A 26,123-nucleotide genomic window follows, 5' to 3' on the forward strand; every position below is an offset into this window, starting at 1 on the left:
ACTTGCTTAGTTATTCAAGGTTATTGAAAATTCTTCCATTTTCATTTTACCAATTAGCGTTGAGTCTTTCTTTTTTTTTACTCTGTAATTCCATGCTATTTGACCTAATTGACCTATTATTTTTATAGAATCTTTCATAGAAAGCTTAGACCCGTCTGCATGTATCCATCTTTTTAAAGGTTTTTCACACATCATTTCTCTTGCTTTTTCAATTTTAAAATGCTTTTTAATTCTTAAAAAAATCTCTACATCAAATAACCATTTTGTAATAAACTTTTCTTTAAATGCGATATCAATTACATCTCTATGAAAAATTTTAGCTCCACATTGTGTATCTTTAAAATCCATTGATAATATTTTTCTTATAATAAAATTAATGGTAAGACTAATTATTTTTCTAGCAGATTCTTTTGTTATATTAGCCCCCATTCTAGTAATTCTTGATCCACTAACTATTTTAAAGTTAGATTTTTCAATTGTAGAAACTAAGTCATCAAAATCTAACAAGTCTGTAGATAAGTCTGCATCTAAAAAACCTATATAATCTAAATCTTTAAAGTTTGCCATGTGTAGCATTCCTTGTCTAACAGCCTCTGCTTTACCTCCATTTTTTTCGCAATTGTATATTGTTATAAAATCTTCTCTTCCATTTCTCAAATTATTTAGCACGTCTAAAGTTTTATCTGTACTTCCATCATTTACAAAACATAAGTGATACCCTGAATTCTCGTCAATAAAACTGGTAAACTCTTTACTTAGTAATCTTTTCTCCTCATTGTAACAAGGTATTACTACCCCAACACACCTTTCTTTAATGATAAGATTATTTTGTTTTTCTATACTTACTATATTTTCAGGAGCCCCTATTAGCCTTTTCACTCTAACACAAATTTCATTTAAGCTTAATGGCTTTTTCATGTAATCATCAATTCCTAAATCAAAACCTTTAGTTATCATTTTATCATCTGTATTTCCTGATAATACAATTACTGATGTAGACGTTTTTTTAGAGTTTCTTATATAATCTATAACCTCCATACCCGATATTGTTGGCATATTCATGTCTACTATAACTAAGTCTGGTTGAAATGAATCATACAATTTCATACCTTCAAAAGCATTCGTTTCAGTTTTTACATCATAACCTAACTCTAACAATCTCTTCTTTAGGGGGATTAATATTAGCTTTTGATCATCTATAGCTAGTATTTTCATAATTAAATTTTTAACAGTTATTTGATCCAAAAATAGCTATGTATCTTTTTTTTAATGACTTACAACACTTAAAGGGATGTTTTCTTTAGACGAATGGTAGTTTACTTTAGTTAAACAAAAAATATTATATCTTTAAATCGTTTATATTTACAATAACAAAAGCTAACTATATAAATTTCAATGAGAAAGGAATCAAACAAACTTTTAATATTAGCGCTTCTTTTGGGTATAGCTTTTCATGGTTCTTTTATCTTTTTTACCCTAGAAAACACATATGATGCTCTAATACATTTGTTTTTTGCAGAGCATTATGCAAGTAATTGGTTTGAGCCTTGGAACTACAAATGGTATACTGGATTTACGGTAATGAGCTACCCACCTCTGGTACATCAATCAATTGCTGCTTTGTCGTATATAGGAGGGTTAAAATTTGGGCTTTTTACTGTAGCTATAATAGGCGTTATACTTTTTATTTCTGGTGCATATCGTTTTTCTCTACTTATAACTGCTAATAAAAAAATAGCTGGTTATGCAGCAATTACAGCTGCTCTTTCTTCTTCTTTTTTAGAAACACTACATATTTTTGGACAATTACCCAGTATTATTGGTGTTTCTGTTTTAATGCATGCTTTACCCGAGATTTATTTGTGGTTAAAAACAAAAAAATATAAATATTTACTTACATCTCTTTCTTTAATTTCAGTTACTGTAACCTCGCATCATGTTACTCCTATTTTTGGAATGGTATTTTTTATTTTACCTTTAATAGGAATGGTTATTATGGATGTTTGTTTTGATGAAGTTAAATCGTATAAGAAAATTACATTTAAATTATTCTTAGTTAAATTTAAATCTCAGTTTAAGTATAATATCCTTTTTATAATTTTAGCTCTAGTAATCATAGTAGGGTGCTTACTACCTTACTGGATTAACTCTAAAAAAAATCCTATTACACAAATTCCAATACCACATGGTTCTAGAGATAATTTTCTAGAAGTTACATCTTCTGGTTTGGTTTTTTTTATGATTCCTTGGGGAATACTTTTAGTTTTTCTTCCTTATTTTTTTTATAGATATTTTAGTAAGCGTTTTTTATTTATTGGTATTTCTTTTACTATGCTTTTTATTTTAGGAACAGGAGGTACTACCCCAGTTCCTTTAAAACTTTTGGGCGAAAATGCTTTTAATATTTTAACCTTAGATAGGTTTACCCTATGGGCTTCTATTATGGCAATACCACTTTTTGGAGAAATAACCTATCACTTTATACATGGTGATTTAAAAAACGTTATTCATAAAAAATTAGGAAGAATTTACCACCGTTTACTTGCAGGATTAATAGCCTCTTTATTTTTATTTACCATTATTTTTACAATGAGTCTTGGCTATTTTAGACCATCACAGCCTCAAAAAATAAAAATGTTGCCTATTATTAACTTTCTAAACCAAGATCAACACGACCAATGGCGTTATCTTACACTTGGTTTTGGAGATCAAATGGCATGGTTATCTGCTCAAACAAACGCTATGACTGTAGATGGAAATTATCATTCTGCAAGACGTTTACCAGAACTTACAACAAGGCCTATAGAACGACTTGAAAATTCAAAATTCAAAGGTATTGCCGGTATTGGATCGCTTCAACAATTTTTAACAACTCCAGAAAAGTATAATTTAAAATATATTTTTTCTAATGATAAATTTTATGATCCCATCTTATATTTCTGTGGTTGGCAAAGATTATCTCCTTTAGAAAACGGTATAATAGTTTGGGAAAAATTAAACATTCCACCTCTCTCTTCTATTTTACCAAAAGAAGATGTAGCTATATGGCAAAAATTACTTTGGGGAACAGTTCCTTTTCTAACTGTTATTTTCGCTTTACTTTTAAATGTCAAGAGTTTATTTAACAAGCACATAAAAATGAGAAAGAATACTTACGTGCTATGTATTGAAGCCTATAAAAATTACTCTGGATTTACAAAAAAAGTATTACCCTTTGCTCATATATGGTTACTGTTTTTAACTGTTATTTCTTTTTTTGGTATGTATAAATTTTATCTTGAAAACAATACACAGCAATCGCCCGAAAACCTTGTAATATCTTATTATGATGCTTTAGATTTTAAACAATTTGAAAAAGCTTACAACCTTATTAATCCAAAAAGTAATATTTCAATAGCACAATATATGTTAGAAGTCTCGGTTACTGATGGTTTATTAAGCTCTTATGCTAAACTAGACGCTTTAAATACTGTTGTTACTAAAAAAACAGATAGCTTAGCTACTATAACTGTGCATACAAAATGGATTACACCTTTAGAAAAAATTAATAAAACAGATTATAAAACGGCTATTAAACTAAACGGTAAATGGTTTTTACAACCTGATGTAATTGATTTTGATTTACCTCCTGATCAACTTTACTCAAATAATAAAACAGGATATTTTAATCAAGGAAGAAAAAGAATTACAACTGAACAAACTCACCATGAAGATGTTTTAAAACAACCTGTTTTAGAAATCGTTACAGCTAAGCTCGTGAAATTTGATAATCATTATGCTATTATTGGTGAAATACAAAACATAGATAATGTACCTGCAGATGTTGTTATTAAAGGTACTTTATATAATGATTCGAATAAAAAATTAGCTACTTATAATGCAAAGTATCATATAAAACATAAACTAATGCCTAAGGAGATTAGTTCTTTTAGGATTAATTTTGAAGGTATAGCCTGGTCCAAAACACTTGATTCCATACCAAAAACATTTAATCCTGATGAGTTTACACCTATTGAGTTTGAAGAGCAACCTACTAAATTCAATTTACAAGCAGCTGGAAATGTTTCTAATTCTGATTTATATAAAGACCTTGCCTTAAGTGAGCTTATTATAGAAGAAAAAAACATAAAAGGAACATTGTTTAACAGTGGAATTCAAGAGATTACCGTACCTCAATTAATCATTACATACTATAATAAAGATAAAAAAATAGCTTGGGTAGATCATTTATTTATTAAAAGTGGCATTAGACAACAACGCAAAAAACATTTTAATTATAAATTGTTAGAAGATAAAAAAATCATATTTATTAATGATGATATGCAAAATTGTTTTGTTAATGGACTTCCCAACGAAGAAATCTCTAACAAATTGATTCCAAATAGGGTTAAAAATCACGCTTTTTCAGAATTGCAAAAAATTTCACACCCTAAATATAAATATGTAAAAATTGAAATGAATAACTTTATAGGAAATCCAAAGTAACGATGTTTAAAAAGAAGTTTTTTTTTAGTATCACATGCTTATTTATTAGTTGTGTAAACGCACAATACAATGAAAGTAATAATACAACTTTAAAGTTATTATCCACAAAAAAAGAGTTTTTAGCAGGAACTTTAATTCAACTAAAGTTTAATACTCATAAATCTACAAAATACAAACTATATTGCGCTAATAGTTATGGTAGCACTATAATTACCCCCTCTAAAAAAGATTCTTTAATCTTTGATATTCCAATGTTTTTAAGCAAAAAAAAAGGTATCATTAACTGGTCACTCATTAATACTGAAAAAGTACTTTCTGGTAAAATTACTATAATTGCACAAAATAAACCTACATTTATAGAAACCTACTTAGGTCCCCCTAGTATAGAAGCAGGTGGAAAAGATTATGCAATGATTGTTACCATACCAACAGATATATTGGACAATCCTCTTAAAAAAAACACCCCTATTACAATAAATCAACAATTTTTAACAGATACCCAAAAAGAAAAAGTATTTACTAAAAACTTAATCGGATACAAAAACATATACTCTCCTACAAAAAGCGGTAGAGTTTTAATTTCTTCAAACTGTTTTAAATTACACTCTAAGGAATATGATATTAATATAATGCCTGCAATTCCTGTTAATTTTAACGTTTTTGCTAAAAGACATCACAAGTATGCAGATGGAAATCAAATTACAACCTTATATACATCACAATTAAAAGACACTAATGATAATATTATAAGTGATGGTAGTTTTGTAGATTTTTTTATTACTAATAGTAAAGGAAATGTATTGAAAACATCAGGTACTACTATCAACGGTATTGCTACTGCAAAAATAGTTCATCCAGATTATGAAGATCAATGGTCTGTAAAAGCTTATGTTATTGGAATTGCTGAAAGTGATAGGATAATATTAGATTATAAAAAGGCTATTAAAAATTATATAGTTTCTTTTACTGAAAAGAATCGAACTATTAGTATAGGACCATTACAAAGTTTTATGGGGCAAATGATACCTGATGGATTAAAGGTTAAAGTTTCACTATACCAAAACAACATCTTGATACAAGAATTCATCAAAGAAACACAAAATGGTTATGTATATTTTAACTTAAACCCTAATATTTTACCAAAAGGGATATATAAAATAACTACTGACGCTGCTGGTATTTACAAAGAATTTAAAAACATAGAACTATGGTAGGTATAGATAAAAACATAATGCGTTCATCTTTAATAATATTTTACATTATTATTATTTCTATGCTCCTTTTTTTAATTAGCTCTTTATACAGTTACCTTAACACAGGTGCTGATAGAAGTAAAGTATTACACACCGAATTAAAAGATATTCGTAATTACATACCTAAAATAACCTGGGTAAAAGATGGAAATGAAGGTAGAATTATGGATACACAAACCTTAACTGAAATTGAAAAAGATTATTTAGATGGTTGGTATGTTAAACATATTGCTTATAAATCTAATCTTACTACAGGTATAAACGATTATTACACTAAAAATGCTCGTAAAAATATACAGAATATCATTAAATATAATGATTCCCTAAACATTACAATAGACGCTACAACTCTAAAGCATAATCCTGATATTGTTTTTTTTAGTGAAGACGGACAATTAGCTGTTTTAGAAGATAAAAATGTTTTAGAGTATAAAAGAATAATTAAAAATAAATATAATATTCATGAAACTACAGAGTTTTCAAACTATAAAGCTATTTTGTTACTTGAAGATGGTTTTTGGCGTATAAGACATTTTGTTAAAGAAGGTTCATCTTCTTTTCAAGAAGATTTAAAGAAAACAAATCTAGAATATACTAATATTAAAGGTATTAATTATTACCCTCAAGCTACTCCATGGAGCATGTTTGGTGATAATTTTGAATTAAAAATTATTGAAGAAGACTTTAATATTATAAAAAGAGCAAATTTAAATACTATTAGGATATTTGTTCCTTATGACGATTTCGGGAAGGAAAATGTGGATGAAAACAAATTAAAAAAACTCAATTTACTATTAAATTTAGCTGATAAAAAAGGAATAAAGGTAATTGTTACTCTGTTTGATTTTTATGGAAATTACGATGTGCTAGATTGGACTTTTACCTTCAAACATGCTGAGAAAATTGTTTCAAAATTTAAAAACCATAATGCCATTTTAGCATGGGATTTAAAAAATGAACCTAATTTAGATTTTAAATCCAGAGGGAAAGAAAACGTTATTCCTTGGTTAGAACATTTATTATACTTGGTTAAATCCATTGATACAAAACACCCTGTAACTATTGGCTGGTCAAACACTGAAAGTGCTCACCTTTTAAGTGATAAATTAGATTTTATTTCTTTCCATTATTATGATAATTTAGAAATGTTTGAGAAAAAGTATAAAAAGTTAAAATCTAATTTGCCTAACAAACCCATTGTTTTAGGAGAGTTTGGTATGTCTTCATATAGTGGTATATGGAATTTTTTTGAGGGGTCTGAAAAAAAACAAGCTGAATATTTTAAAAACATGCAGCATATTTTAACAACAAACAATATTCCTTTTCTTTCTTGGACTTTATACGATTTTAGTAAAATACCAAAGGGCGTTGTAGGTAAACGCCCTTGGAGAGTAAACCCACAAAAAAAATTCGGGTTTATTAAAAATAATGGGGAAAAGAAACCTTCTTTTAAATATATTTCTAAACAGTAGAATTGGTTACTAAGTTTTTTGATGTTATTTTTTTTGTTTCTATAATTTTAGAAAACTCTTCAAGATATAAACTTGCTATTCTTTCCATAGGATATTTTGTTGCCGCCTTATAATTTGTTTTACCTAATTCTACCCTATAATTTTCATCTATTACGATTGCTTCTATTGCTTTAGCTAAACTTGTTACACTTTCTGGTTCGAAGAATTCACCTTTATAACCTTCATCTTTTACAAGCAATGCTAAATCTCCTAAATTAGGCATTACAACTGCTTTTCCATAACTTCCAGCTTGATGTAAAACTCCAGAACTGCCTGTTGTAGAGGTATAAGGAAAAACTACTACAGCACTTTCTTTAAATAAATTTTCTACTTCATTTTCTTCTACATATCCTGTGAAAACAATCTGAGATACATTTTTATATTTTTCCTTTACTCCTTCTAAATACCCTTTTACATTCGGATTATCAGTACCAGCTATAACTATTTCTAAATTCAATCCTGTTGTACTTCTCACTACTTCAACTGCTTCAATCATAGCCTCTACTTTTTTGTAAGTTCCAAATTTTCCAAAAGTCATTATTTTCATGGGACCTTTTGGCAACTCGTAACATGGTTTTTTTGGAATTTCAAATGTACCATGAGGTATTAACTTTACATTCTTAACTTTATATTTTTCTTTTAAAATCACTGCATATTTTTCAATAGTTACAGCTACAGTATCTGATTGTAAAATTAACCTTGTTAAACAAGTACCAATAAAGTTATAAGTTTTTTGTAAAAGCTTATTAGAAGTAAAACCTGCGCTCTTTAAATCTACCTGCTCTAAAATATTATGTAACAAAGTTATTGTTGGTATTTTTTTTAGTTTACAAACCAGTGGTAAAGTTAAGCCTAAAGCTGCAGGAATTTTCTTGTCTCCAAACTTCATAAATTGTAGGTTAAATAATATAGCATCTGGCTTTACTTGATTAATAGCTTTAGTTACTGTTATAATATTAAATAAACTATTAAATTTCCAACATTCTTTTACTGTTACTTTGCAGCCATTTTCAATAAAACTAACATCTTTTATTTCTTTGGTTGTATCTGTTAACAATATAAGCTCCGTTACTTCTTGTTTTTGTCTAAAGTTTTTAACTAAATGATATGCATATTCATTTAACGTTACTTTACTTGGTGGATATGCTGTTACAATTGCTAGTCTCATGGTTAGTATTGTTTAATTTACATTTCAAAGATCCTACAAAACAACAAGTTAAGCCCTTTTTTTAGTTGAAATACAGATATCTGTAGTTTAATGGTATTAATGTTTAGATGTTGTTGGTTTTTTTAGTATCTCTTAAAAGAAAATAACTTAATTGTAAACTTAATAATAGTGTCATTGCTAAAATTTGCATATTTACCACTTGACCTAATGTGTTATGATACAATACTATAAAGATAATTTGTAGTAACCCAAAAATACCAGATGCTACGACTGGTATGTATTTATCTAAAGATAGATAATAGTATGCAAAAACGTTAGATATTGCAAAAACTCCCGTAGCAAGTGCGTACTTCCATAATAAAGGAGCTATAGCTATATAATCTTTCCCAAATAATATTAATACAACTTCTTTAGGAAAAAGAGAGCATACAGCAACTAATACCACAATTAGCAATGAAATATAACCTACATTTTTTAATAAAATTGAACGTGTGGGTTTGCCTTCCTTTTTTAATTGTACTACTTTTGGTAACAATAACATTACAAACATCCACGTTACAAAATAAACCACCCTACCTATTAAAGCTAGTGAAGCATATAAACCTGCATCATAAGTCTCAAAATAATGTTTTACCAATAAAATATCACTATTGTTAATAATTATTTGAGTAAGCTCATAAAAAACAGTAATTAAAAAAAAGCTACGTATCATTTTTCTTTGAGATACACTTAATTTAATTTCTTTTATTGGTTTTATCTTTTGAATCTTGAAAGGTATTAACCCAAATAAAAAAGAGCAAAAAATACCTATTGCAATAAGTATTGATGAATCTATTTCTAAAAAATATAATAATATTAGTGTAAACACCAGTCTACTTATCATTTCTAATTGATAAGTAACTGCTAAAGCTCCAAATTTTTTTTTACCCTGAAAAAAACCTCTATTAATACTCATTAAAAAGTATAATGGAACCCCTACTCCAAAAATAACGAACATATTAGATGTTGTTGTTTTAAAAAAAAGTTGTAAGTCTTTAGAATAATAAACTATTGCTATACCTAAAACAACTCCAGATATGACAGCTATTCTATTCATCTTATAAATAAACGACTTAAGAATTTTTTGCTCAAATATCACAGAAAATTTTGCTGTAACTAATTGAAAAGTCATAGCGACAAAAGAAAACACTAATAAAAAAGTTATCATAATTGCTGCATCAGCAAACTTTTCTGGCCCAAGAATTCTACCTAGTAATAGGTTATAAATATAATTTCCTCCATTTACTAAAAGAGCACTTATCATAAATAAATGCTCTGAGTTAATTCTATAATTATTTTTTGTTATTGCTATCATACTGATTGCTATTTTGTTGTTAAGCTACTTGTGAAGAATAAAAATGATCATAAACTTCTTTGCATCCATACCCTACTACAGAGAACATTTTATGCTGTTTTAATGCAATTGCCATTAATGTTTTAATAGCATTCAAGCCTGTTACTCCAATCTCATTTACGTTATCAATGTTAATTACAACATTTTTACACTTTTCTATACAGTACTCAAAATGAATTATGAAAGATCTAACTGTTGTACTGTTAATTTTTCCGTTTAAATAAAAAGTTCCGTTGTTTTCTGAAATTTGTAAAGCCATGATTTAAAGTTTTTATAGGTTATTAACACTACAAATATCTCCTTAATATCCTCAAAAAAAACAGTTTATCGACGAAAAACAATTTACTTTCGATGAAAGATTAAATACTAATGCTTAACTTGCATTAACAAAAAAATAATATGAAACTTAAATATATTGCCCCTCTAATATTTCTTTTTATTAGTCTACATAGCCTTGCTCAAGACATGCAACAAGGTTACACATATTTAGAGACAGGTAAATACGATAAAGCTCTTGCATTTTTTAAAGAAATTCTTAAAACATACCCAAACAATAAAACTGCAAAATTATGTTATGGAAGAGCCGTTGGATTAAACGGAAATCCAACAAAAGCTGTTTTATTATTTGAAAATTTATTAAAAAAATTTCCTAATGATTTTGAAATTAAGATAAATTATGCAGAATCATTATTATGGGATAACAATTATACCTTTGCTAAAAAATATTATGAACAATTATTAAGAGAAGCTCCAAAAAACTTTACAGTACTTTTAGGTTATGCCAACACCTTATCAAACTTAAAAAAATACAAAGAAGCATTAATTTACATTAACAAAGCATTAATCATTTCCCCAAAAAATAATAATGCTTTATTATCTAAAAAATACATTCATTTAGGTTATGCTAATTTCTTAAAAAATAACCATAAATATACTATTGCTGAAAACTACTTAAAGAAAAACTTACATTTTTTTCCTAATGATAAAGAAACATTACTCAATTTAGCAGAACTATATCTTATTTCCAAACAATTAAAAAAAGCTGAAGAAACATACCTCGCTATTGGTAATAATCCCCAAAATTATTTAATTTCTTTAAATGGTTTATCACTCACAAATCATTTAAATTTTAAAGAAAAGGAGTCCTTAAAAATTAGTGAAAAAGCTATTAAAAATATACATATAACTACCGATGCTAAAACTATAAATCAAACAAAAGAAAGATATATACAAGCTTTGATTTGGAATCAAAAGTATAGTTTGGCTGAAAAAGAAATAAATAAACTGTTAGCTACAAAAGAAACTCCAGAAAACTGGATGCTTTCTTTAAGGGCTACCTTAAATATTTATAAGAGTGATTTTAAAAAAAGTCTTACTGACTATAATACTATTTTAAAAAAAGACACTGCTTCTTTTGACGGTAACCTTGGTAAGGCTAACACATTAAAAGCTCTTGGTTATTATAAAAAAGCTTACAATAGTGCATACAGAACTCTACAGATATATAACAACCAAAAAGATGCCTTAAATTTTATAAATAATTTAAATAAAACCTTTACTCCTTTTACAGAAACTAAAGTATTATACTCTTTTGATAATGGTAATAATAACGCTTATTCTTTTTTAACCAACGTTGAGTTTCCAGTAAATACTAAACTTAAATTTTCAGCTAATTATACCTACAGAACAACTAATAATTCTGATACCGAAGATGAGGCTACTTCCAATAACCTTTTACTAGGAGCTTCTTATCAACTTAAAAACAACATTACTCTCAATGGTAGTATTGGAATAACTTCTTCTACCACAAAGGTAAATTCTTACAAACAGTTACTTACAGATGTAAGCTTACACATAAAACCTTTTAAACTTCAAAATTTAAGTTTTGCTTACAAAAGAGAGGTTCAAAATTTTAATGCTGCTTTAATAGCAAGAGAAATTGTTCAAAATAATTTTGTTGTTAATTATAACTTAAATACTAACTTTAATTTGGGATGGTTTACACAATATTATTACACTTCACAAAATGATAATAATAAAAGAGATTTACTTTTTACATCTTTATACTACAATGTATTAAAGAGACCTTCTTTAAAGATAGGTCTTAACTATCAATATATTTCTTTTAAAAATCAAGTTCCAATACTGTATTTTAGTCCAAAAGAGTTTAACGCTTCTGAGCTCTTCTTAAATATAATTAAAAATGAAAATGATACTAAAACACATAAATGGTTTTATGAATTAACAGCAGCTGTAGGTTATCAATTTATTGAAAATAACGAAAAACAAAGTACTTACCGTCTTCAAGGTAAAATAGGTTATAAGTTAAATAGAAGAAGTTTTTTGAACGTTTTTGGAAATCAAAGTAATATTGCATCTACTACAGCTGCTGGTTTTGTTTTTTCTGAGATTGGAATTCGTTTTAAATGGTATTTATTCAAAAAACCTCTTTTTAACAGTCAATTATTTTAATTTTTTATTCTACTAATAATTTAACTGTTTTATACTTTTGTTTTGTTCCTATTATTTTACATAAATATATTCCTGTTTTAAGATCTCCTTTTATAAAAGAAACTATATTCTCTCCTATTTTAGCCTCAAAAGTTATAGTTTTTACTATCCTACCCATTGAGTTATATATATTAATATTAACCAATTCTTCATACTTTGAGTTAAAATAAATTTTAGATACTGTTTTTACAGGATTAGGTACTACTTTAACTTGATTAGTTTGTAAGTTAAAGTTTGACACCTCTAATTTACTATTTTTAGAAAAATAAACATCTTGTAAATTCATTTCTTTAACTACCATACTGCCATCATCTGAAGTCATTGTAAATGTTATTGTAGTTATATCGTTTAATAGTAGTTCTTCTCCATTTTTTGACTTAAATTCTGAAAAAGGAATTTTAAACTCATTTAACTCATCAGTCAATAATATTGTTGTTTTAAATTGATTTTCCCATGATGTTATACTTTTTTTCAATAAAACTATTTCTACATTACCATTACCTCTTGCTTTAAAGTTAAAACTATTATAGTCAGATAAATCTACAGCGCTAAAACGTGGAGTTAATGCTCTATATGCAGCAAAATAACTTTCTGTTGTTGCCTTTAAGTATATATTCCTCTCTATAGGGAAATCATCTTCACTAAATTTATTTTTATTTTGAAATACGTTATAATCTACTATGGTTGTGTTTTCTTGTGAGTCATCAACCCCCCAAGGACCATCAGACATAAATAAATCATCTGGAGTAGCAATACCATCACCTATTCTAAAACCTATATCAAATAAATTTCCTGTTGGTACTTTTATATTTGTAATATAATTTTCTTCTAAATTTAATGGTTGACTTGCTTTATTAAAAACATCTGTTTCCGTTCTTCTAAACCCTGAGTCAAAAGTTACTTTATCACTCTTATTTGTATTAATTATTTCTAGATCAAGTATTCCATTAACATATTTACCTTTTCTAACAAAAACTGTTGGTGCAGACGATAAATAATAAGCTGAAATTGGTTTTACTACTTCTAATAAATTAATTACTTCATCAGCAAGAAGATATAAATCATCTAACGAGTTTGACCATATTTGAAAATTATAAAAAGTAATATCTTTTTCATATTTATCTAAATTCCAATGGCTTTCTATAGAAAAATGGGTTTCATTATTTGTTGCTTTAGCTGATAAGCTTAACACAAACTCAACTGTATTATCAGCATTTCTTATTAGTGATTTTATAAACTGTTTTCCTTTAATTTCAATTGTTGATACTGAAACTAACTCTGCCCCTAGTAAACGATCACAGATATATTTTGAATGTTCATAAACTCCATTTTCGGTTTTCATTGCTAATATAGAAGCTACAGGAACATCGTTTTTCATATAATCTACTGAATAAATTTCTGTAGCATTTGTAATAGCCAGCAGGTCTATTGGTGTTGATTCTATTACATTATCTTCCTTTATTACTTCTAAAGGGATGAAACTTTCTAACATAATTTCTCCTTTTGACCTCTTGCTATACTTTGCTGACTTTTTTAATTTTCTTGCACTTGCTCTATTAAATTTATAATTTACCTTGGTTCTATTGTAGTTCCTCTTATTAATTAATTCAGATAATCTTCCATTACTTTCCAATCCTCCTTCATTACCTCCAGATGTAGGAGCTAACATTACTCCACATACTCCAAAACCTGAACATGACGGATCTTGACAATCTACTAATCCATCTCCATCATCATCAATCCCATTATCACATATTTCTTGTGGCACTGGTGCAGTTGGGCATCTAGCACCATCGTTACTAGCACTTGATGGTCCAAAAGCAAATAAATTTGACTCAATATCGGTAGGCAGCTTTATATCTTGTACATTTTGAATTACGTAAATTGTTCCTGTTTGATTTGCTGATACGTAAAAACGCCCTGATAAATCAAAATATACTGCTCCATAAGTGTAATTTAGCCCTGAAAGAATTGGTACTACTCCTAGTGCTTCAACTTCATAAGTTCTTGGATTTATTCTGTATAAAATATTTGTTTTCTTTTCTACTGCGTATAAATTTCCATCTACCGCATTGAAGGCCCAATCGTGAATGTTGATATTTTGAGATAATGTTTCGGTTTCTAGGTGTTTTTCATATGTTGGCGAGTTAGGGTTTAAATCTATTTTGTAAAAAGTAGTCCCTCCTCCTTTTAAAAAATATACTCCCTCTGAGCTAATATCACCCACATACCTATTATTTGTTGGTAATTCATTTACATATAAAGTTGTTGTTGAAAAATCTTTTCCAATACGAACAATAGTTTTTTCTGGACTAGTTAAAGACCCCCAAATATATCCATCAGTTGGATTATAGGCTGCTGCATTTATGTTTCCTTGGGTAATATCTTCTTTAACTAAATAAGAATTTCCTGATGCTAAATCAATGGAATAAACATCGTTATACTGAAATAAATATGCATCGTACACACAATTAAAAGGCTCCTGTGCTATGCTTGAAAAAGAAAGTAATATTATTTTAATGTATAATATTTTTTTTAATAGTATAGTTTTGTTTTTCATAATATTTTGTGTTTGATATATCACAAAACTATGACTATTAATACTTTAAAAAGTTTACAACACGTTGTATTAGTTATTAGTATAGACGAAATGCATTTTTATTTAGATGGAATGCTACAGTAAATCTAAACGCTTCATTAACTCAGGTCTTTTTGATCTACTTACAGGAACAACATCTTTTTTTATTAAAACACTATTATCTTCTATATCTATAATTTTTTTTAAGTTAATTATATAAGAACGATGTACTTTTAAAAACAATGTATCAGGCAACTTTTCTTCTATTTTTTTTAGTGTGGAGTGTACTATATAATTTTTTTCTTCTGTTTTTATATTTATATAATCTCCTTTAGCCTCTACTAAATATATTGAAGGTAAATCTATTTTAATAAGGCGCCTATCTATATTTATATAAAAATCATTTTTTACTTCAGTAGGTGAAGCTATTTTTTCTAATGGTTTTTCTATATTTTTCTTATGAGCTTTTTCTACTGATTTTTTCAAACGGTTAACATCCAATGGTTTCAATAGATAATCAATTATACATTCATACTCAAAAGCTTCAATTGCAAACTTAGGGTCAGATGTTGTAAGAATAACTAGGGGTGGTGATTTTAGGGTTTTTACAAAATCTAAACCAGTAAAATCAGGCATGTGAATATCTAAAAAAACAAGATCTACCTTGTGCCCTTCATTTAGAAATTTAATTGCTTGTAAAGCATTAGAGAACTCTCCTAACACATTTATAGTACTTATATCATCACACAAAGTTTTGATAATAGCTCTTGCTAACTTTTCATCATCAATAATAATACAATTCATAAAATTTAAATGGTTTTCAAATAATTTGTTATTATAACTAATATTTTTTCGAACTCATCAACTTTATCAATCTTATTATCTCTTAAATTATGTTCAAATTCATTAGCTAATTCATAACTTTTTTCAAGACCTAAAATACTAATTTTATGTTTAATTCTATGAACATTATCTTCCAATTTTTTACAATCTCTCTCCTCTAAGCTCTCGTAATAATCATTTTTTTCTTCTGGAAATTCAGTCTTTATTATATCTATCAATGTATTTTTTATTGACTCATCTCCTCTTGCTAACTCATTAACATAGTTTAAATTCGGGGTTTCCATACTTATTATTTTGGGGGCTTCTACTTTTTATAAAATCTAAAATAATAATTTTATATGAAAACTCATATTAATTTTCGTTTTATCGCAATACAAAAACCTGATTTAAAAACATATACATATATTTAAGTTAGCTACATCAGAGCAAGCTTATGAAGTATTTATAAAAAAAGTTCTTAATTTTCGACGCAAACATCGTAGTATTTATCCTAGTTGCACTTAATGTAATATTTTTTATTTTTTTATGGTAAAGTAAAACGTTGTACCGATACCTAATTCACTTTCTAACCACAGTGTTCCTCCATACAACTGTACTATTTTCTTTACAATAGAAAGTCCGATACCTGTTGACTCTTTACTTTCTTTTAAAGAATGAAATATTTTAAAAATACGATCATGGTATTTTTTTTCAATTCCAATTCCGTTATCTTGTACTGAAAACTGATAAAATGAAGGTTTTTCTGTAAAGCTTATGTTTATTACTCCTTTTTCTTTATCTGAAAATTTAATTGCATTACTTATTAAATTTTGAAAAAGTTGCTGGTATTTAATAGAGTCTCCTTTTACAGTAGGTAACTCTTCTAGGACATTTATAAAAATGTTTTCAGGTATATATAGTGTTTGAATTAAGTTATTTATGATTATATTTAAATCTACTTCTTCTTTTTCTCTTACCTCTGAGCCTGCGCTAGAATACTCTAGAATACTAGAAATTAAATTCTCCATTGTTTCTAAAGTGTCTCCTATCAAATTAAAGTTTTGAAGTGTAGTATCATCTAATTTACCCTCATTATCTGTTTTTATCCAAGAAACTAAAGCATCAATACTTCTTAATGGAGATTTTAAATCATGAGAAACAACATGTGCGTATTCATTTAGCTCATTATTACTTTTCTCTAATTGTTTTAAAAGTTGTAAATTTTCTTTTTCAGCTTTTTCTCTCTCTCTTAAGTTTATAGCACTCTTTAATTGCATAGATACAAGACTTGCTATATTTTCTAATGTATGTAAGTTTTCTTCTCTGTAATAATTTTTTTCTTCGTGTTCAGAATCAATAACACCTATCACCTTACCTTCATTAATTATAGGAACTGCTATCTCAGAATATCTAACCTTTTCACCAACAACGTATCTATCATCTAAAGAAGTATCGTTTATAATTTCGCCTTTTCCTGTTTTTGCAACACTTCCAATAATACCTTCTCCAATTGATAAAACATCTTTAATTATCTCTCCTCTATCTAGTCCAAAACTATATGAAGCAATCTGTTCTAATGTGTTATTATCATTGTTTAACAAATATATTACACAGTCTTGAGAGTCTAAATATTCAGCTATTTTTTCAGTTACTTCCCAGGCTATTTCATAAATATCATCTTTTCCTAAAATAGATTTAGCCAATTCATTAATCATATCAATAATTAATGCTCTTTCCCTTTGTAATGTTATATCCTCTATGATAGCAACTTGAAATTTTGTTTGTCCTAGAGCATCATTTACAGAGTTTACATTAACTCTAGCCCATAAAATAGAACCATCTTTTCTTTTATATCGTTTATCTATCACATAATTATCTATTTCGTTTCTTTCCATCTTACCTAAATGGTTCATAGACAACGAAACATCATCTTTAAAAGACACTTCTTTAATAGTTAATCCTGCAAACTCCTCTTTAGAATACCCTAAAAGTTCTTCTATAACTTTATTCGTTCTTATAACTTTACCGTCTTTGGCTAATGCTATTCCTAAAGATGAATTTTCAACAATTATATCTAACTCTCTCTTCTGCTCTTCAATTAACTCTGTTGCTCTCTTACTTTCTGAAATGTTTCTAATAATTCCTTGTGCAGCTATTTTTTCATTCTTTTTATTATAAATTATACTTGCATTAATTTGAACCCATTTTACCTTTTTATCCTTACTAATAATTCTGGAAGTGTAGTTTGAAAAAGTACCTGTTTCGTACAGTTTACCAAACGACTCAAAAGCATATACTGTGTCTTCAGGATGTAGTAAAGATTTTACATTTAAATCTTCTTTTGATATATCATAGCCAAAAAGTTCTTTAGCAGCATCGTTCATTGTTAAGACATTCCCCTCTAGATCCATAACTAGGTAAGAGTCGTTAATATTTTCAAAAACTCCTTTTAGTTGTGAAGACTTCTCATTTAATAATTCCTCTAACTTTTCGTTTGTTTTTTTTAGTTTTTCAGAAATTAAAAATAATTCTCTAGATTTATCTTCTAATATTTTTTCAGCTATTTTTCTTGCTGCCTTTTCTCTTTTTAAAGCTCTTTTTAATATCTCTATTTCATTTTGACTCATTAATTTTTATTGATAATAAATTTAACTTCTGTTCCGTCTTCTTTAATCTTTTCTAATATTATTGTTGCACTACTATTAAAATGTTCAAATGTTTTATTCATTAAACCTAATCCGAAATGATGCATTGCTCTATTGGACTTATAAATCATTACTAATGATGTGTCTGTTCTACTTTCAACTATAAAAGTGGGTAATTCTGCATCTGGATAAATTTTTCTCACCTCTACATGAATATGATTTTCTATTGAAGAAAGCATTTCTATGGGGTCATTAAAAGACTCTAAAAGTCCAGAATAACTTTCTTTCAAAACACTAAAAAAATGTTCCGCATAAATAAGTAACAAGTCATCTATAGAAACACCTGTATTCGAGCTTAGGTTTTCAAGTAATTGTAACATTTCAGAAAAACTATAAGTTCCTATAGAAGTATATATCCCATCAGATTCTAACTCTGATTGGGATATAATTTTATCTACCATTTCTAAACCAAATTTTTCTTCTACTAAATCTAAAAACTCTGTAAAAACAATTCCTTTCATTAATTATTTTTTAATTCATTAATAGCCCAATACGACAATGTTATATCTATTTTCGTAATATAATCTTCATACTTTAAAGGCTTTAAAATGTACCCTGAAATACCTATTTTATAACACTCTACAATGTCTTTTTTATTATTAGACGTTGTTAATACAATAACTGGTATGTGCCTAAAATCTTCATTTTTTTTAATTATTGACAAGAACTCAATACCACTTATTTTCGGCATATTCAAATCAAGCAAAATTATATCAGGATCAAATCCTTCATTTAACTTTTCCAGTGCTACATCAGCTGTCTTAGCCTCTATTATTTTATGCTTTAGCTTAAGTAATGAAACTGTCCTATCCATTTTCATTACTTCAATAGTATTATCTTCTATTAAAAGGACATTAAGATTTTTCTTCATTTTGTTTTCTGATATATTTATTAACTATACCAATATTAATGCAAATTCTTAACACTCCATCTAAAAATAGACTACTTATACCTAACTATCGATGAATGAACAAAAAGTATCGATGAACATTTTGAACAATTTTCATACAATATATAAAAAAAATAATACTGTTACAAATTAAGCATTTCTCTTTAGTCTTTTTTTGTTAGTTTTATAAAGACTTATAATGAAACGCTTTTTATTCATAACAACAGTCTATTTATAATTATGGAAAATCAAAATAAAAAAGACAAAAGCAAACAACCTTCTGCAGAACCTCCTTATAAACTATTAAGTTTAAGAACTGGTGCTCCGAAAGATTGGGCTGCGGGTATTCCTGGAGTTACTAACGCTATAAAAAGTTTAATTAAAGATAAAACTCTAACGCGAGGAGGAAAAGCTTTATTTAAAATGAATCAGTTTAATGGTTTTGACTGTCCTAGTTGTGGCTGGCCTGATCCAGATGATGAACGATCACCTATTGCTGAATATTGCGAAAACGGAGTTAAAGCTTTAGCAGAAGAAGCTACTAATAAAAAAATTACTGCTTCCTTCTTTAAACAAAACTCTATTGAAGAATTAACCAACTTGAGTGACTATGAAATAGGTGGTTTAGGGCGACTTTCTGAACCAATGTACTTGCCTAAAAATGGTACACATTATGAACCTATTAGCTGGGACAATGCTTTTGCTAAAATTGCTGAGCACTTAAATAAATTAGAATCTCCAAATAATGCTGCTTTTTATACTTCTGGAAGAACAAGTAACGAAGCTTCTTTTGTATATCAACTTTTTGTACGTGAATTTGGAACAAATAACTTTCCTGATTGTTCCAATATGTGTCACGAAACCTCTGGTTTCACCCTTGCCTCAGTTACAGGGATAGGAAAAGGAACAGCCACTTTAAAAGACTTCTACGATACTGATATCATTATGATTATTGGTCAAAATCCAGGAACGAATTCTCCACGAATGTTAAGCGCTTTAGAAAAAGGGAAAAAGAATGGAGCTAAAATTATTGCTGTTAATCCTCTTCCCGAAGCTGGTTTAATGGGCTTCCGAGATCCTCAAAAAATAAGTGGTGTTTTAGGAAAAGGTATCCAACTTGCCGATTTACACCTTCCCGTTAAAATTAATGGAGATTTAGCACTGCTAAAAGCTATCGAACGCTTACTATTTCATTTTGAAAAAGAAACCCCAGGTAAAGTTTTCGATCAAGAATTTATCAAAAATAAAACAGTTGGTTATAACAATTTAATTAAGCAAATTGAAAATTATGACGTAGATGAATTAGCAAGTATATCTGGTGTTCTAAAAAAAGATATTCAAAAAGCTGCTGAAATGTTAGCTTATAAAAACCGAATTATCATTTGTTGGGGAATGGGGCTTACGCAACAACCTAACGGGGTTGATATTTTAAAAGAAGTTCTGAATCTCTTATTTTTAAAAGGAAGTATTGGTAAACCCGGAGCGGGTTCTTGTCCTGTAAGAGGTCATAGTAATGTACAAGGAAACAGAACAATGTTGATTAATAATCATCCTTCCCAAAAACAATTAGATAAACTTAACGAAGTTTTTGGTTTTAACCCGCCAAGAGAGAACGGTTACGATGTAGTTGATACTATAAAAGCAATGAATGAAGGAAAAGTTAAAGTACACTTTAGTATGGGAGGTAATTTCTTGTCTGCTACTCCTGACACCACCTATACTGCAAACGGATTAAGACAACTAGACTTATCTGTTTCTGTTTCTACTAAACTTAATAGAACCCATTTAATTCATGGAAAAGAAGCTTTAATTTTGCCTACTATTTCTAAAAGTGAAATTGATATGATTAATGGTGAGCATCAGTATACAAGTGCTGAAAATGCCATGGGAATCGTAGAGTGGTCTAAAGGAGTATTAAAACCAATATCTGACAAACTTATCAACGAAACTCATATTGTTTGCCGTATTGCAAAAGCTACTTTAGGAAGTAAAAGTGTGGTTGATTGGAATCGTTATATGAATAGTTATGATGCTGTGAGAGATGATATTGAGAAATGTATTCCAGGTTTTGACAATTATAATGTTCGTGTAAAACAAAAAGGCGGATTTTACTTACCTAATGCGGCTCGTGAAGGACGGTTTAAAACTAAAGAGTTTGGAGATCGTGTTCCATTTTCTATAACCACATTGCCTAAAAACACATTGGCTGATGATGAGTATTTAATGGCTACGGTAAGAACTCATGATCAGTTCAATACTACTATTTATGGATTAGATGATCGTTATCGCGGAGTTTATAATGAGCGTCGTGTAATTTTTATGAATAAAAAAGATATTGAAAAAGCAGGATTTAATGCAGGTGATAAAGTAGACTTGTACAATTATGATGACAATACAGAGCGTATTGCTCCACTATTTATTATTGTTGAATATCCTATTCCTGAAAAAAACACGGTTACTTATTTCCCGGAAACTAATGTTTTAGTGTCAATTCACAATACTGTTAAAGGTAGTAATATGCCTGCCTCAAAGCATGTAAAAATTAAAATAAAAAAACACAATACTGCTCTTATTAACCAAAAAAAGTAGTCACTTATCATAAACTATCTTAATTTTGCTTAATTATTGAACATTAAATGACAATAGAAGATTTAGTAGGAACTTATGATATTATAGGCAGTAATCAAGATGAAAGTGATAACACCTACAAAGGCACACTCTCTTTAACTCTTGATAAAGACAACAGAATTATTGCCAAATGGCTTATTAACAAGCAACAAGAACAATTTGGTACCGGTTTCTTTAAAAAAAACATTTTAGTTATTAACTTTAACTACAGAGGCGATGATAACACTATATATAAAGGAGTCGCTGTGTACTCTTGCCTTTCTAAAAATATCTTAGATGGATTTTGGTCTGAAAAACACGGAAATCCCTTATTTCTAGGAGAAGAACGCTGTTTTAGAATACAAGAACAGCCCGAGTTAATCAATTAAATAAATATGCAGTGTCCATGTAACCCTAATAAAAAATACAGTGATTGCTGTCAAAAAGCACATCAAAATATTCATTCAGCTACCTCAGCTGAAGCTCTAATGCGTTCAAGATATAGTGCTTTTGTTTTAGCAGATATTAATTACCTACAAAAAAGTCACCACAGCAGCACCAGACCTTCTAAGCGAGAAAAGAAAGATATTTTAGCTTGGACAAAAGCTGTTAATTGGATAAAACTAGAAGTGCTACGTACAACAGAAACTACAGTTGAATTCAAAGCTTTTTTTATGGAAAATAGTAGTATCGATGTGATTCACGAAAACTCTATTTTTTGTAAAGAAAATGACCATTGGGTATATCTTGGTCAAAAATAAGACTGTCAAAAACGTCATTTCAACCAAAGGGAGAAATCTTTTGTTTGTTACTCGTTTTTGAGAGATTTCTCCTCGTCCCTCGTTCGAAATGACACCTTAGACAGCTTTATCTATTTTACACCAAGAATTCAAATAAATTAGGTTTATCATTCAGGTATTCGCCAAAAAAATTTCGCTGTTTCATCCTATGAATTAACGGTTGTAAATCCTCTTTTTTCTCTAATTCTATACCAACAACAGCAGGACCATTTTCTCTGTTGGTTTTCTTAGAATATTCAAAAAAAGTAATATCGTCATTCTCTCCCAATACCTCAGCTACAAATTCTTTTAAAGCCCCAGCACGTTGTGGAAAACGAACAATAAAATAATGCTTCAATTTACTGTATAACAATGCACGTTCTTTTATTTCGGCGGTACGAGTAATATCATTGTTACTCCCACTAATAACACACACTACATTTTTACCTTTCAATTCTTCTTTGTAAAAATCAAGTGCACTTATAGTCAAAGCCCCAGCAGGCTCAACCACTATTGCTTCTTTGTTATACATTTCTAAAATGGTCTGACACACTTTTCCTTCAGGAATGGTAATCATATCCGATAAATTTTCTTGGCAAATTTTATAGGTCAACTCACCTACTTGCTGTACCGCCGCACCATCTACAAACTTATCTATGTTTTCTAATACAACATTTTTGTTTGTTTCTAACGACTTTTTCATAGAAGGTGCTCCAGCTGGCTCTACTCCTATAATCTTTGTTTTTGGAGATAATAACTTAAAAACACTTGATAAACCAGAAGCCAATCCACCTCCTCCAACAGGTACAAAAACATAGTCTATTGGTTGTTCAAATTGTTCTAAAACTTCTAAACCAACTGTGGCTTGCCCTTCAATAATTTTTTCATCATCAAATGGATGTACAAATGTCTTTTGCAAACTATCACATAAAAGTTTTGCAGCCTTGTAAGCATCATCAAATGTATCTCCTATCAATCGAATATCCACAAAATCACCACCGAACATTTTTACCTGCTCTACCTTTTGTTTAGGTGTTGGTGCAGGCATATAAATAGTTCCATAGATTTCTTTTTTTCTACATGCTAAGGCTACTCCCTGTGCATGATTTCCTGCACTAGCACACACAATTCCATTAGTTAGTTCCTCTTCTGTTAATGAACTTATCTTATTATAAGCTCCTCTAATTTTATAGGAACGGACCTGTTGTAAATCTTCTCTTTTTAATAAAATAGTAGCATTGAATTGCTGGGATAAATTAAAATTTTCTTGCAAAGGTGTAACTGCTACGACTTCTTGTAAAGTCGTAGCAGCTTGTTGTATTGCAGATAATTTAGGAAAATAGGTTTCTTTTTGAACTTCCATACGATTATGCTAAAACGGGTTCTTCTTTGCTTACATTGGTTTTTATTACCTTCATAGCCGTCATTGCTTCACGCAATTCTGCTCCTACTTTTTCAATAGGATGATTACGAATTGCTCTATTCACTTTAATTAATTCTAGATTATCTACTTCGTTGGTAGCACTGTACTCTTTTCCAATAACATCAGTATTTATCGATTTCATAAAATCAATCAATATTGGTTTTGCTGCATGGTCAAATAAGTAGCATCCGTATTCAGCAGTATCAGAAATAATACGGTTCATTTCAAACAACTTCTTACGTGCTACCGTATTGGCTATTAATGGTAATTCGTGTAACGATTCATAGTATGCTGATGCCGAAATAATTCCTGATTTCACCATCGTTTCAAAAGCTAACTCAACTCCAGCTTTAACAAAAGCAACTAATAAAGTTCCTTTATCAAAATAGGCTTGTTCTGAGATTTCTTCAGAAGTAGCTGCTGTTTTCTCAAATTGCGTTTCTCCAGTAGCTGCTCTCCATGTTAATAGATTTACATCATCTTTTGCCCAATCTTCCATCATGGTTTTTGAAAAATGTCCTGACATGATATCATCCATGTGTTTATTAAACAACGGAGCTAACACTTCTTTCAATTCTTCAGAAAGTTGGTAAGCTTTAATTTTTGCAGGATTTGATAAACGATCCATCATATTGGTAATCCCTCCGTGCTTTAATGCTTCTGTAATCGTTTCCCATCCGTATTGAATTAACTTAGATGCATAGGTAGGTTCTACTCCTTCTTCAACCATTTTATTGAACGACAAAATAGATCCCGTTTGTAACACACCACATAAAATGGTTTGCTCTCCCATTAAGTCCGATTTTACCTCAGCAACAAACGACGATTCCAATACTCCTGCTCTGTGTCCGCCTGTAGCATACGCATAAGCTTTTGCTTGGGCCAATCCTTTGTTTTCTGGGTCGTTTTCAGGGTGTACCGCAATTAAAGTTGGTACTCCAAAACCTCTTAAATATTCTTCTCTTACTTCTGTTCCGGGGCACTTTGGCGCTACCATAATTACGGTTAAATCTTTACGCACTTGCATGCCTTCTTCAACAATATTAAATCCGTGAGAATACGATAGGGTTGCTGCTGATTTCATCAATGGCATCACAGCGTTTACTACCTGTGTATGTTGCTTATCAGGCGTTAAATTACATACCAAATCGGCAGTAGGAATTAATTCTTCATATGTTCCTACTTTAAACCCATTTTCTGTTGCGTTTTTATACGATTGACGTTGCTCTTTAATGGCTGCTTCACGTAAAGCATACGAAATATCTAACCCTGAATCACGCATGTTTAATCCTTGATTCAATCCTTGTGCTCCACATCCTACAATTACCACTTTTTTTCCTTCTAATGCTGTGATTCCTTCTGAAAACTCTTCAGCATTCATAAATCTACATTTTCCTAATTGTTCTAACTGCTCTCTTAATGATAATTGGTTGAAATAATTTTTCATTTCTATTGTATTTGTGTTGTTTGTTTATTGCTGTATTAATTGTAATAGTTGCGATACTGGCATTTCTTCTTTAGTAACCGCAATTCTTCCTGAACGAACAAATTGCTTTATACCATGTTTATCTAATATGTGATAGAGTTCTTCTACTTCTTCTTTACGTCCTGATTTTTCCAAAACAAAAAAGCTTTTATTTACATTAATGACTCTTGATTTACTTTGGTTGATAATAGTTTGAATTTCATCATTATCCGTTAACAAATCGGTACTTAGTTTGAATAAACACGATTCTTGATAAATCGTTTCTTCATCGGTATGATAAAAAGCTTTGATTACCTCTACTTGCTTTTCTATTTGACTAATTATTTTTTTCATTTGTTCCTCTGTAATCTTAACCAAAAGTGTAATTCTCGACACACTTTTAATTTCTGAAGAAGAGCTGTTAATACTCTCAATATTGATATGTCTTCGTTGAAATATTGCTGATATTCTATTTAACAACCCTACGTTATTTTCAGTATATATTGAAATTGTATAAGTGTTTTTTGTACTCAT

The 26,123-nt window shown here is 29.1% G+C and carries 20 protein-coding genes; 7 read left to right on the forward strand and 13 right to left on the reverse strand.

The features are described from left to right. Positions 1 to 6 precede the first annotated feature (6 nt). On the reverse strand, positions 7 to 1,215 hold the full coding sequence (locus tag MHM83_RS13945) for a response regulator (protein WP_239180410.1): 1,209 nt from the start codon (positions 1,213 to 1,215) through the stop codon (positions 7 to 9). Between the two features lie 180 nt (positions 1,216 to 1,395). On the opposite strand from MHM83_RS13945, the gene MHM83_RS13950 reads away from it, so the two are divergent. Genes MHM83_RS13950 through MHM83_RS13960 form a run of 3 tightly spaced genes read left to right on the forward strand, consistent with a single transcriptional unit; the run spans position 1,396 to position 7,210 of the window. Further along, complete coding sequence (locus tag MHM83_RS13950) at positions 1,396 to 4,485, forward strand: membrane protein (protein WP_047788957.1); 3,090 nt, start codon at positions 1,396 to 1,398, stop codon at positions 4,483 to 4,485. A gap of 2 nt (positions 4,486 to 4,487) precedes the next feature. Beyond that, positions 4,488 to 5,699 (forward strand): Ig-like domain-containing protein, encoded by a 1,212-nt coding sequence (locus MHM83_RS13955; RefSeq protein ID WP_239180412.1) that lies wholly within the window; start codon positions 4,488 to 4,490, stop codon positions 5,697 to 5,699. After that, positions 5,693 to 7,210 carry a cellulase family glycosylhydrolase gene (locus MHM83_RS13960; protein ID WP_239180414.1) on the forward strand — a complete coding sequence of 506 codons (1,518 nt, stop codon included), beginning with the start codon at positions 5,693 to 5,695 and terminating at the stop codon, positions 7,208 to 7,210. Before MHM83_RS13955 ends, MHM83_RS13960 begins: the two co-directional genes overlap by 7 nt. Here the strand turns inward: MHM83_RS13960 and MHM83_RS13965 are convergent. The 3 genes from MHM83_RS13965 to MHM83_RS13975 form a co-directional block, all read right to left on the reverse strand. Then, positions 7,200 to 8,417: a glycosyltransferase gene (locus tag MHM83_RS13965; protein WP_047788960.1), complete on the reverse strand. Its 1,218-nt coding sequence runs from the start codon at positions 8,415 to 8,417 to the stop codon at positions 7,200 to 7,202. The genes MHM83_RS13960 and MHM83_RS13965 overlap by 11 nt on opposite strands. Before the next feature lie 103 nt (positions 8,418 to 8,520). Continuing rightward, positions 8,521 to 9,771: an oligosaccharide flippase family protein gene (locus MHM83_RS13970; protein ID WP_159491302.1), complete on the reverse strand. Its 1,251-nt coding sequence runs from the start codon at positions 9,769 to 9,771 to the stop codon at positions 8,521 to 8,523. A 19-nt stretch (positions 9,772 to 9,790) separates the two neighbouring features. Then, a complete protein-coding gene (locus MHM83_RS13975; RefSeq protein WP_159491304.1) occupies positions 9,791 to 10,069 on the reverse strand; it encodes an STAS domain-containing protein in 279 nt (92 codons plus the stop codon). A gap of 140 nt (positions 10,070 to 10,209) precedes the next feature. Between MHM83_RS13975 and MHM83_RS13980 the strand changes: the two genes are divergently transcribed. After that, positions 10,210 to 12,282, forward strand: coding sequence for a tetratricopeptide repeat protein (locus MHM83_RS13980; protein WP_239180416.1), 2,073 nt, complete (start codon positions 10,210 to 10,212; stop codon positions 12,280 to 12,282). A 4-nt stretch (positions 12,283 to 12,286) separates the two neighbouring features. Here MHM83_RS13980 and MHM83_RS13985 read toward each other — a convergent pair whose 3' ends face one another. The 6 genes from MHM83_RS13985 to MHM83_RS14010 form a co-directional block, all read right to left on the reverse strand. Then, positions 12,287 to 14,881 carry a T9SS type A sorting domain-containing protein gene (locus MHM83_RS13985; RefSeq protein WP_239180418.1) on the reverse strand — a complete coding sequence of 865 codons (2,595 nt, stop codon included), beginning with the start codon at positions 14,879 to 14,881 and terminating at the stop codon, positions 12,287 to 12,289. 114 nt (positions 14,882 to 14,995) lie between these two features. Continuing rightward, entirely contained in the window at positions 14,996 to 15,703 is a 708-nt protein-coding gene (locus MHM83_RS13990) for a LytR/AlgR family response regulator transcription factor (protein WP_047788965.1), read from the reverse strand. Positions 15,704 to 15,708: 5 nt separating this feature from the next. Next, positions 15,709 to 16,026, reverse strand: coding sequence for an Hpt domain-containing protein (locus MHM83_RS13995; RefSeq protein WP_047788966.1), 318 nt, complete (start codon positions 16,024 to 16,026; stop codon positions 15,709 to 15,711). Positions 16,027 to 16,257: 231 nt separating this feature from the next. Continuing rightward, positions 16,258 to 18,348, reverse strand: a complete 2,091-nt coding sequence (locus MHM83_RS14000) for a PAS domain S-box protein (protein WP_239180420.1) — start codon at positions 18,346 to 18,348, stop codon at positions 16,258 to 16,260. Then, a complete protein-coding gene (locus MHM83_RS14005; RefSeq protein ID WP_047788968.1) occupies positions 18,348 to 18,887 on the reverse strand; it encodes a heme NO-binding domain-containing protein in 540 nt (179 codons plus the stop codon). Before MHM83_RS14005 ends, MHM83_RS14000 begins: the two co-directional genes overlap by 1 nt. After that, positions 18,887 to 19,297 (reverse strand): response regulator, encoded by a 411-nt coding sequence (locus MHM83_RS14010; protein ID WP_047788969.1) that lies wholly within the window; start codon positions 19,295 to 19,297, stop codon positions 18,887 to 18,889. Before MHM83_RS14010 ends, MHM83_RS14005 begins: the two co-directional genes overlap by 1 nt. 258 nt (positions 19,298 to 19,555) lie before the next feature. Between MHM83_RS14010 and MHM83_RS14015 the strand changes: the two genes are divergently transcribed. From MHM83_RS14015 to MHM83_RS14025, 3 genes are read left to right on the forward strand one after another with little or no spacing between them, the layout of a single operon-like run. Further along, positions 19,556 to 21,904 carry an FdhF/YdeP family oxidoreductase gene (locus MHM83_RS14015; protein WP_159616428.1) on the forward strand — a complete coding sequence of 783 codons (2,349 nt, stop codon included), beginning with the start codon at positions 19,556 to 19,558 and terminating at the stop codon, positions 21,902 to 21,904. A gap of 47 nt (positions 21,905 to 21,951) precedes the next feature. Further along, positions 21,952 to 22,311, forward strand: a complete 360-nt coding sequence (locus MHM83_RS14020; RefSeq protein ID WP_159616430.1) for a hypothetical protein — start codon at positions 21,952 to 21,954, stop codon at positions 22,309 to 22,311. 6 nt (positions 22,312 to 22,317) lie between these two features. Next, entirely contained in the window at positions 22,318 to 22,683 is a 366-nt protein-coding gene (locus MHM83_RS14025) for a YchJ family protein (RefSeq protein WP_159491314.1), read from the forward strand. A gap of 115 nt (positions 22,684 to 22,798) precedes the next feature. Here the strand turns inward: MHM83_RS14025 and ilvA are convergent, their stop codons facing one another. The 3 genes from ilvA to ilvN are packed head-to-tail and all read right to left on the reverse strand — an operon-like array spanning position 22,799 to position 26,123. Continuing rightward, positions 22,799 to 24,064 (reverse strand): threonine ammonia-lyase IlvA, encoded by a 1,266-nt coding sequence (ilvA, locus tag MHM83_RS14030; protein ID WP_159616432.1) that lies wholly within the window; start codon positions 24,062 to 24,064, stop codon positions 22,799 to 22,801. A gap of 4 nt (positions 24,065 to 24,068) precedes the next feature. After that, a complete protein-coding gene (gene ilvC, locus MHM83_RS14035) occupies positions 24,069 to 25,571 on the reverse strand; it encodes a ketol-acid reductoisomerase (RefSeq protein ID WP_239180422.1) in 1,503 nt (500 codons plus the stop codon). A gap of 24 nt (positions 25,572 to 25,595) precedes the next feature. After that, entirely contained in the window at positions 25,596 to 26,123 is a 528-nt protein-coding gene (ilvN, locus tag MHM83_RS14040; protein WP_239180424.1) for an acetolactate synthase small subunit, read from the reverse strand.

The organism is Tenacibaculum sp. Mcav3-52 (assembly GCF_022347665.1).
GTDB classification, from domain to species: domain Bacteria; phylum Bacteroidota; class Bacteroidia; order Flavobacteriales; family Flavobacteriaceae; genus Polaribacter; species Polaribacter mesophilus.

What these genes read in the sequence shown, in the direction of transcription:
- MHM83_RS13945 (WP_239180410.1), bottom strand. Translation starts at nt 1,215, where the DNA reads ATGAAAATACTAGCTATAGATGATCAAAAGCTAATATTAATCCCCCTA.
- MHM83_RS13950 (WP_047788957.1), top strand. Translation starts at nt 1,396, where the DNA reads ATGAGAAAGGAATCAAACAAACTTTTAATATTAGCGCTTCTTTTGGGT.
- MHM83_RS13955 (WP_239180412.1), top strand. Translation starts at nt 4,488, where the DNA reads ATGTTTAAAAAGAAGTTTTTTTTTAGTATCACATGCTTATTTATTAGT.
- MHM83_RS13960 (WP_239180414.1), top strand. Translation starts at nt 5,693, where the DNA reads ATGGTAGGTATAGATAAAAACATAATGCGTTCATCTTTAATAATATTT.
- MHM83_RS13965 (WP_047788960.1), bottom strand. Translation starts at nt 8,417, where the DNA reads ATGAGACTAGCAATTGTAACAGCATATCCACCAAGTAAAGTAACGTTA.
- MHM83_RS13970 (WP_159491302.1), bottom strand. Translation starts at nt 9,771, where the DNA reads ATGATAGCAATAACAAAAAATAATTATAGAATTAACTCAGAGCATTTA.
- MHM83_RS13975 (WP_159491304.1), bottom strand. Translation starts at nt 10,069, where the DNA reads ATGGCTTTACAAATTTCAGAAAACAACGGAACTTTTTATTTAAACGGA.
- MHM83_RS13980 (WP_239180416.1), top strand. Translation starts at nt 10,210, where the DNA reads ATGAAACTTAAATATATTGCCCCTCTAATATTTCTTTTTATTAGTCTA.
- MHM83_RS13985 (WP_239180418.1), bottom strand. Translation starts at nt 14,881, where the DNA reads ATGAAAAACAAAACTATACTATTAAAAAAAATATTATACATTAAAATA.
- MHM83_RS13990 (WP_047788965.1), bottom strand. Translation starts at nt 15,703, where the DNA reads ATGAATTGTATTATTATTGATGATGAAAAGTTAGCAAGAGCTATTATC.
- MHM83_RS13995 (WP_047788966.1), bottom strand. Translation starts at nt 16,026, where the DNA reads ATGGAAACCCCGAATTTAAACTATGTTAATGAGTTAGCAAGAGGAGAT.
- MHM83_RS14000 (WP_239180420.1), bottom strand. Translation starts at nt 18,348, where the DNA reads ATGAGTCAAAATGAAATAGAGATATTAAAAAGAGCTTTAAAAAGAGAA.
- MHM83_RS14005 (WP_047788968.1), bottom strand. Translation starts at nt 18,887, where the DNA reads ATGAAAGGAATTGTTTTTACAGAGTTTTTAGATTTAGTAGAAGAAAAA.
- MHM83_RS14010 (WP_047788969.1), bottom strand. Translation starts at nt 19,297, where the DNA reads ATGAAGAAAAATCTTAATGTCCTTTTAATAGAAGATAATACTATTGAA.
- MHM83_RS14015 (WP_159616428.1), top strand. Translation starts at nt 19,556, where the DNA reads ATGGAAAATCAAAATAAAAAAGACAAAAGCAAACAACCTTCTGCAGAA.
- MHM83_RS14020 (WP_159616430.1), top strand. Translation starts at nt 21,952, where the DNA reads ATGACAATAGAAGATTTAGTAGGAACTTATGATATTATAGGCAGTAAT.
- MHM83_RS14025 (WP_159491314.1), top strand. Translation starts at nt 22,318, where the DNA reads ATGCAGTGTCCATGTAACCCTAATAAAAAATACAGTGATTGCTGTCAA.
- ilvA (WP_159616432.1), bottom strand. Translation starts at nt 24,064, where the DNA reads ATGGAAGTTCAAAAAGAAACCTATTTTCCTAAATTATCTGCAATACAA.
- ilvC (WP_239180422.1), bottom strand. Translation starts at nt 25,571, where the DNA reads ATGAAAAATTATTTCAACCAATTATCATTAAGAGAGCAGTTAGAACAA.
- ilvN (WP_239180424.1), bottom strand. Translation starts at nt 26,123, where the DNA reads ATGAGTACAAAAAACACTTATACAATTTCAATATATACTGAAAATAAC.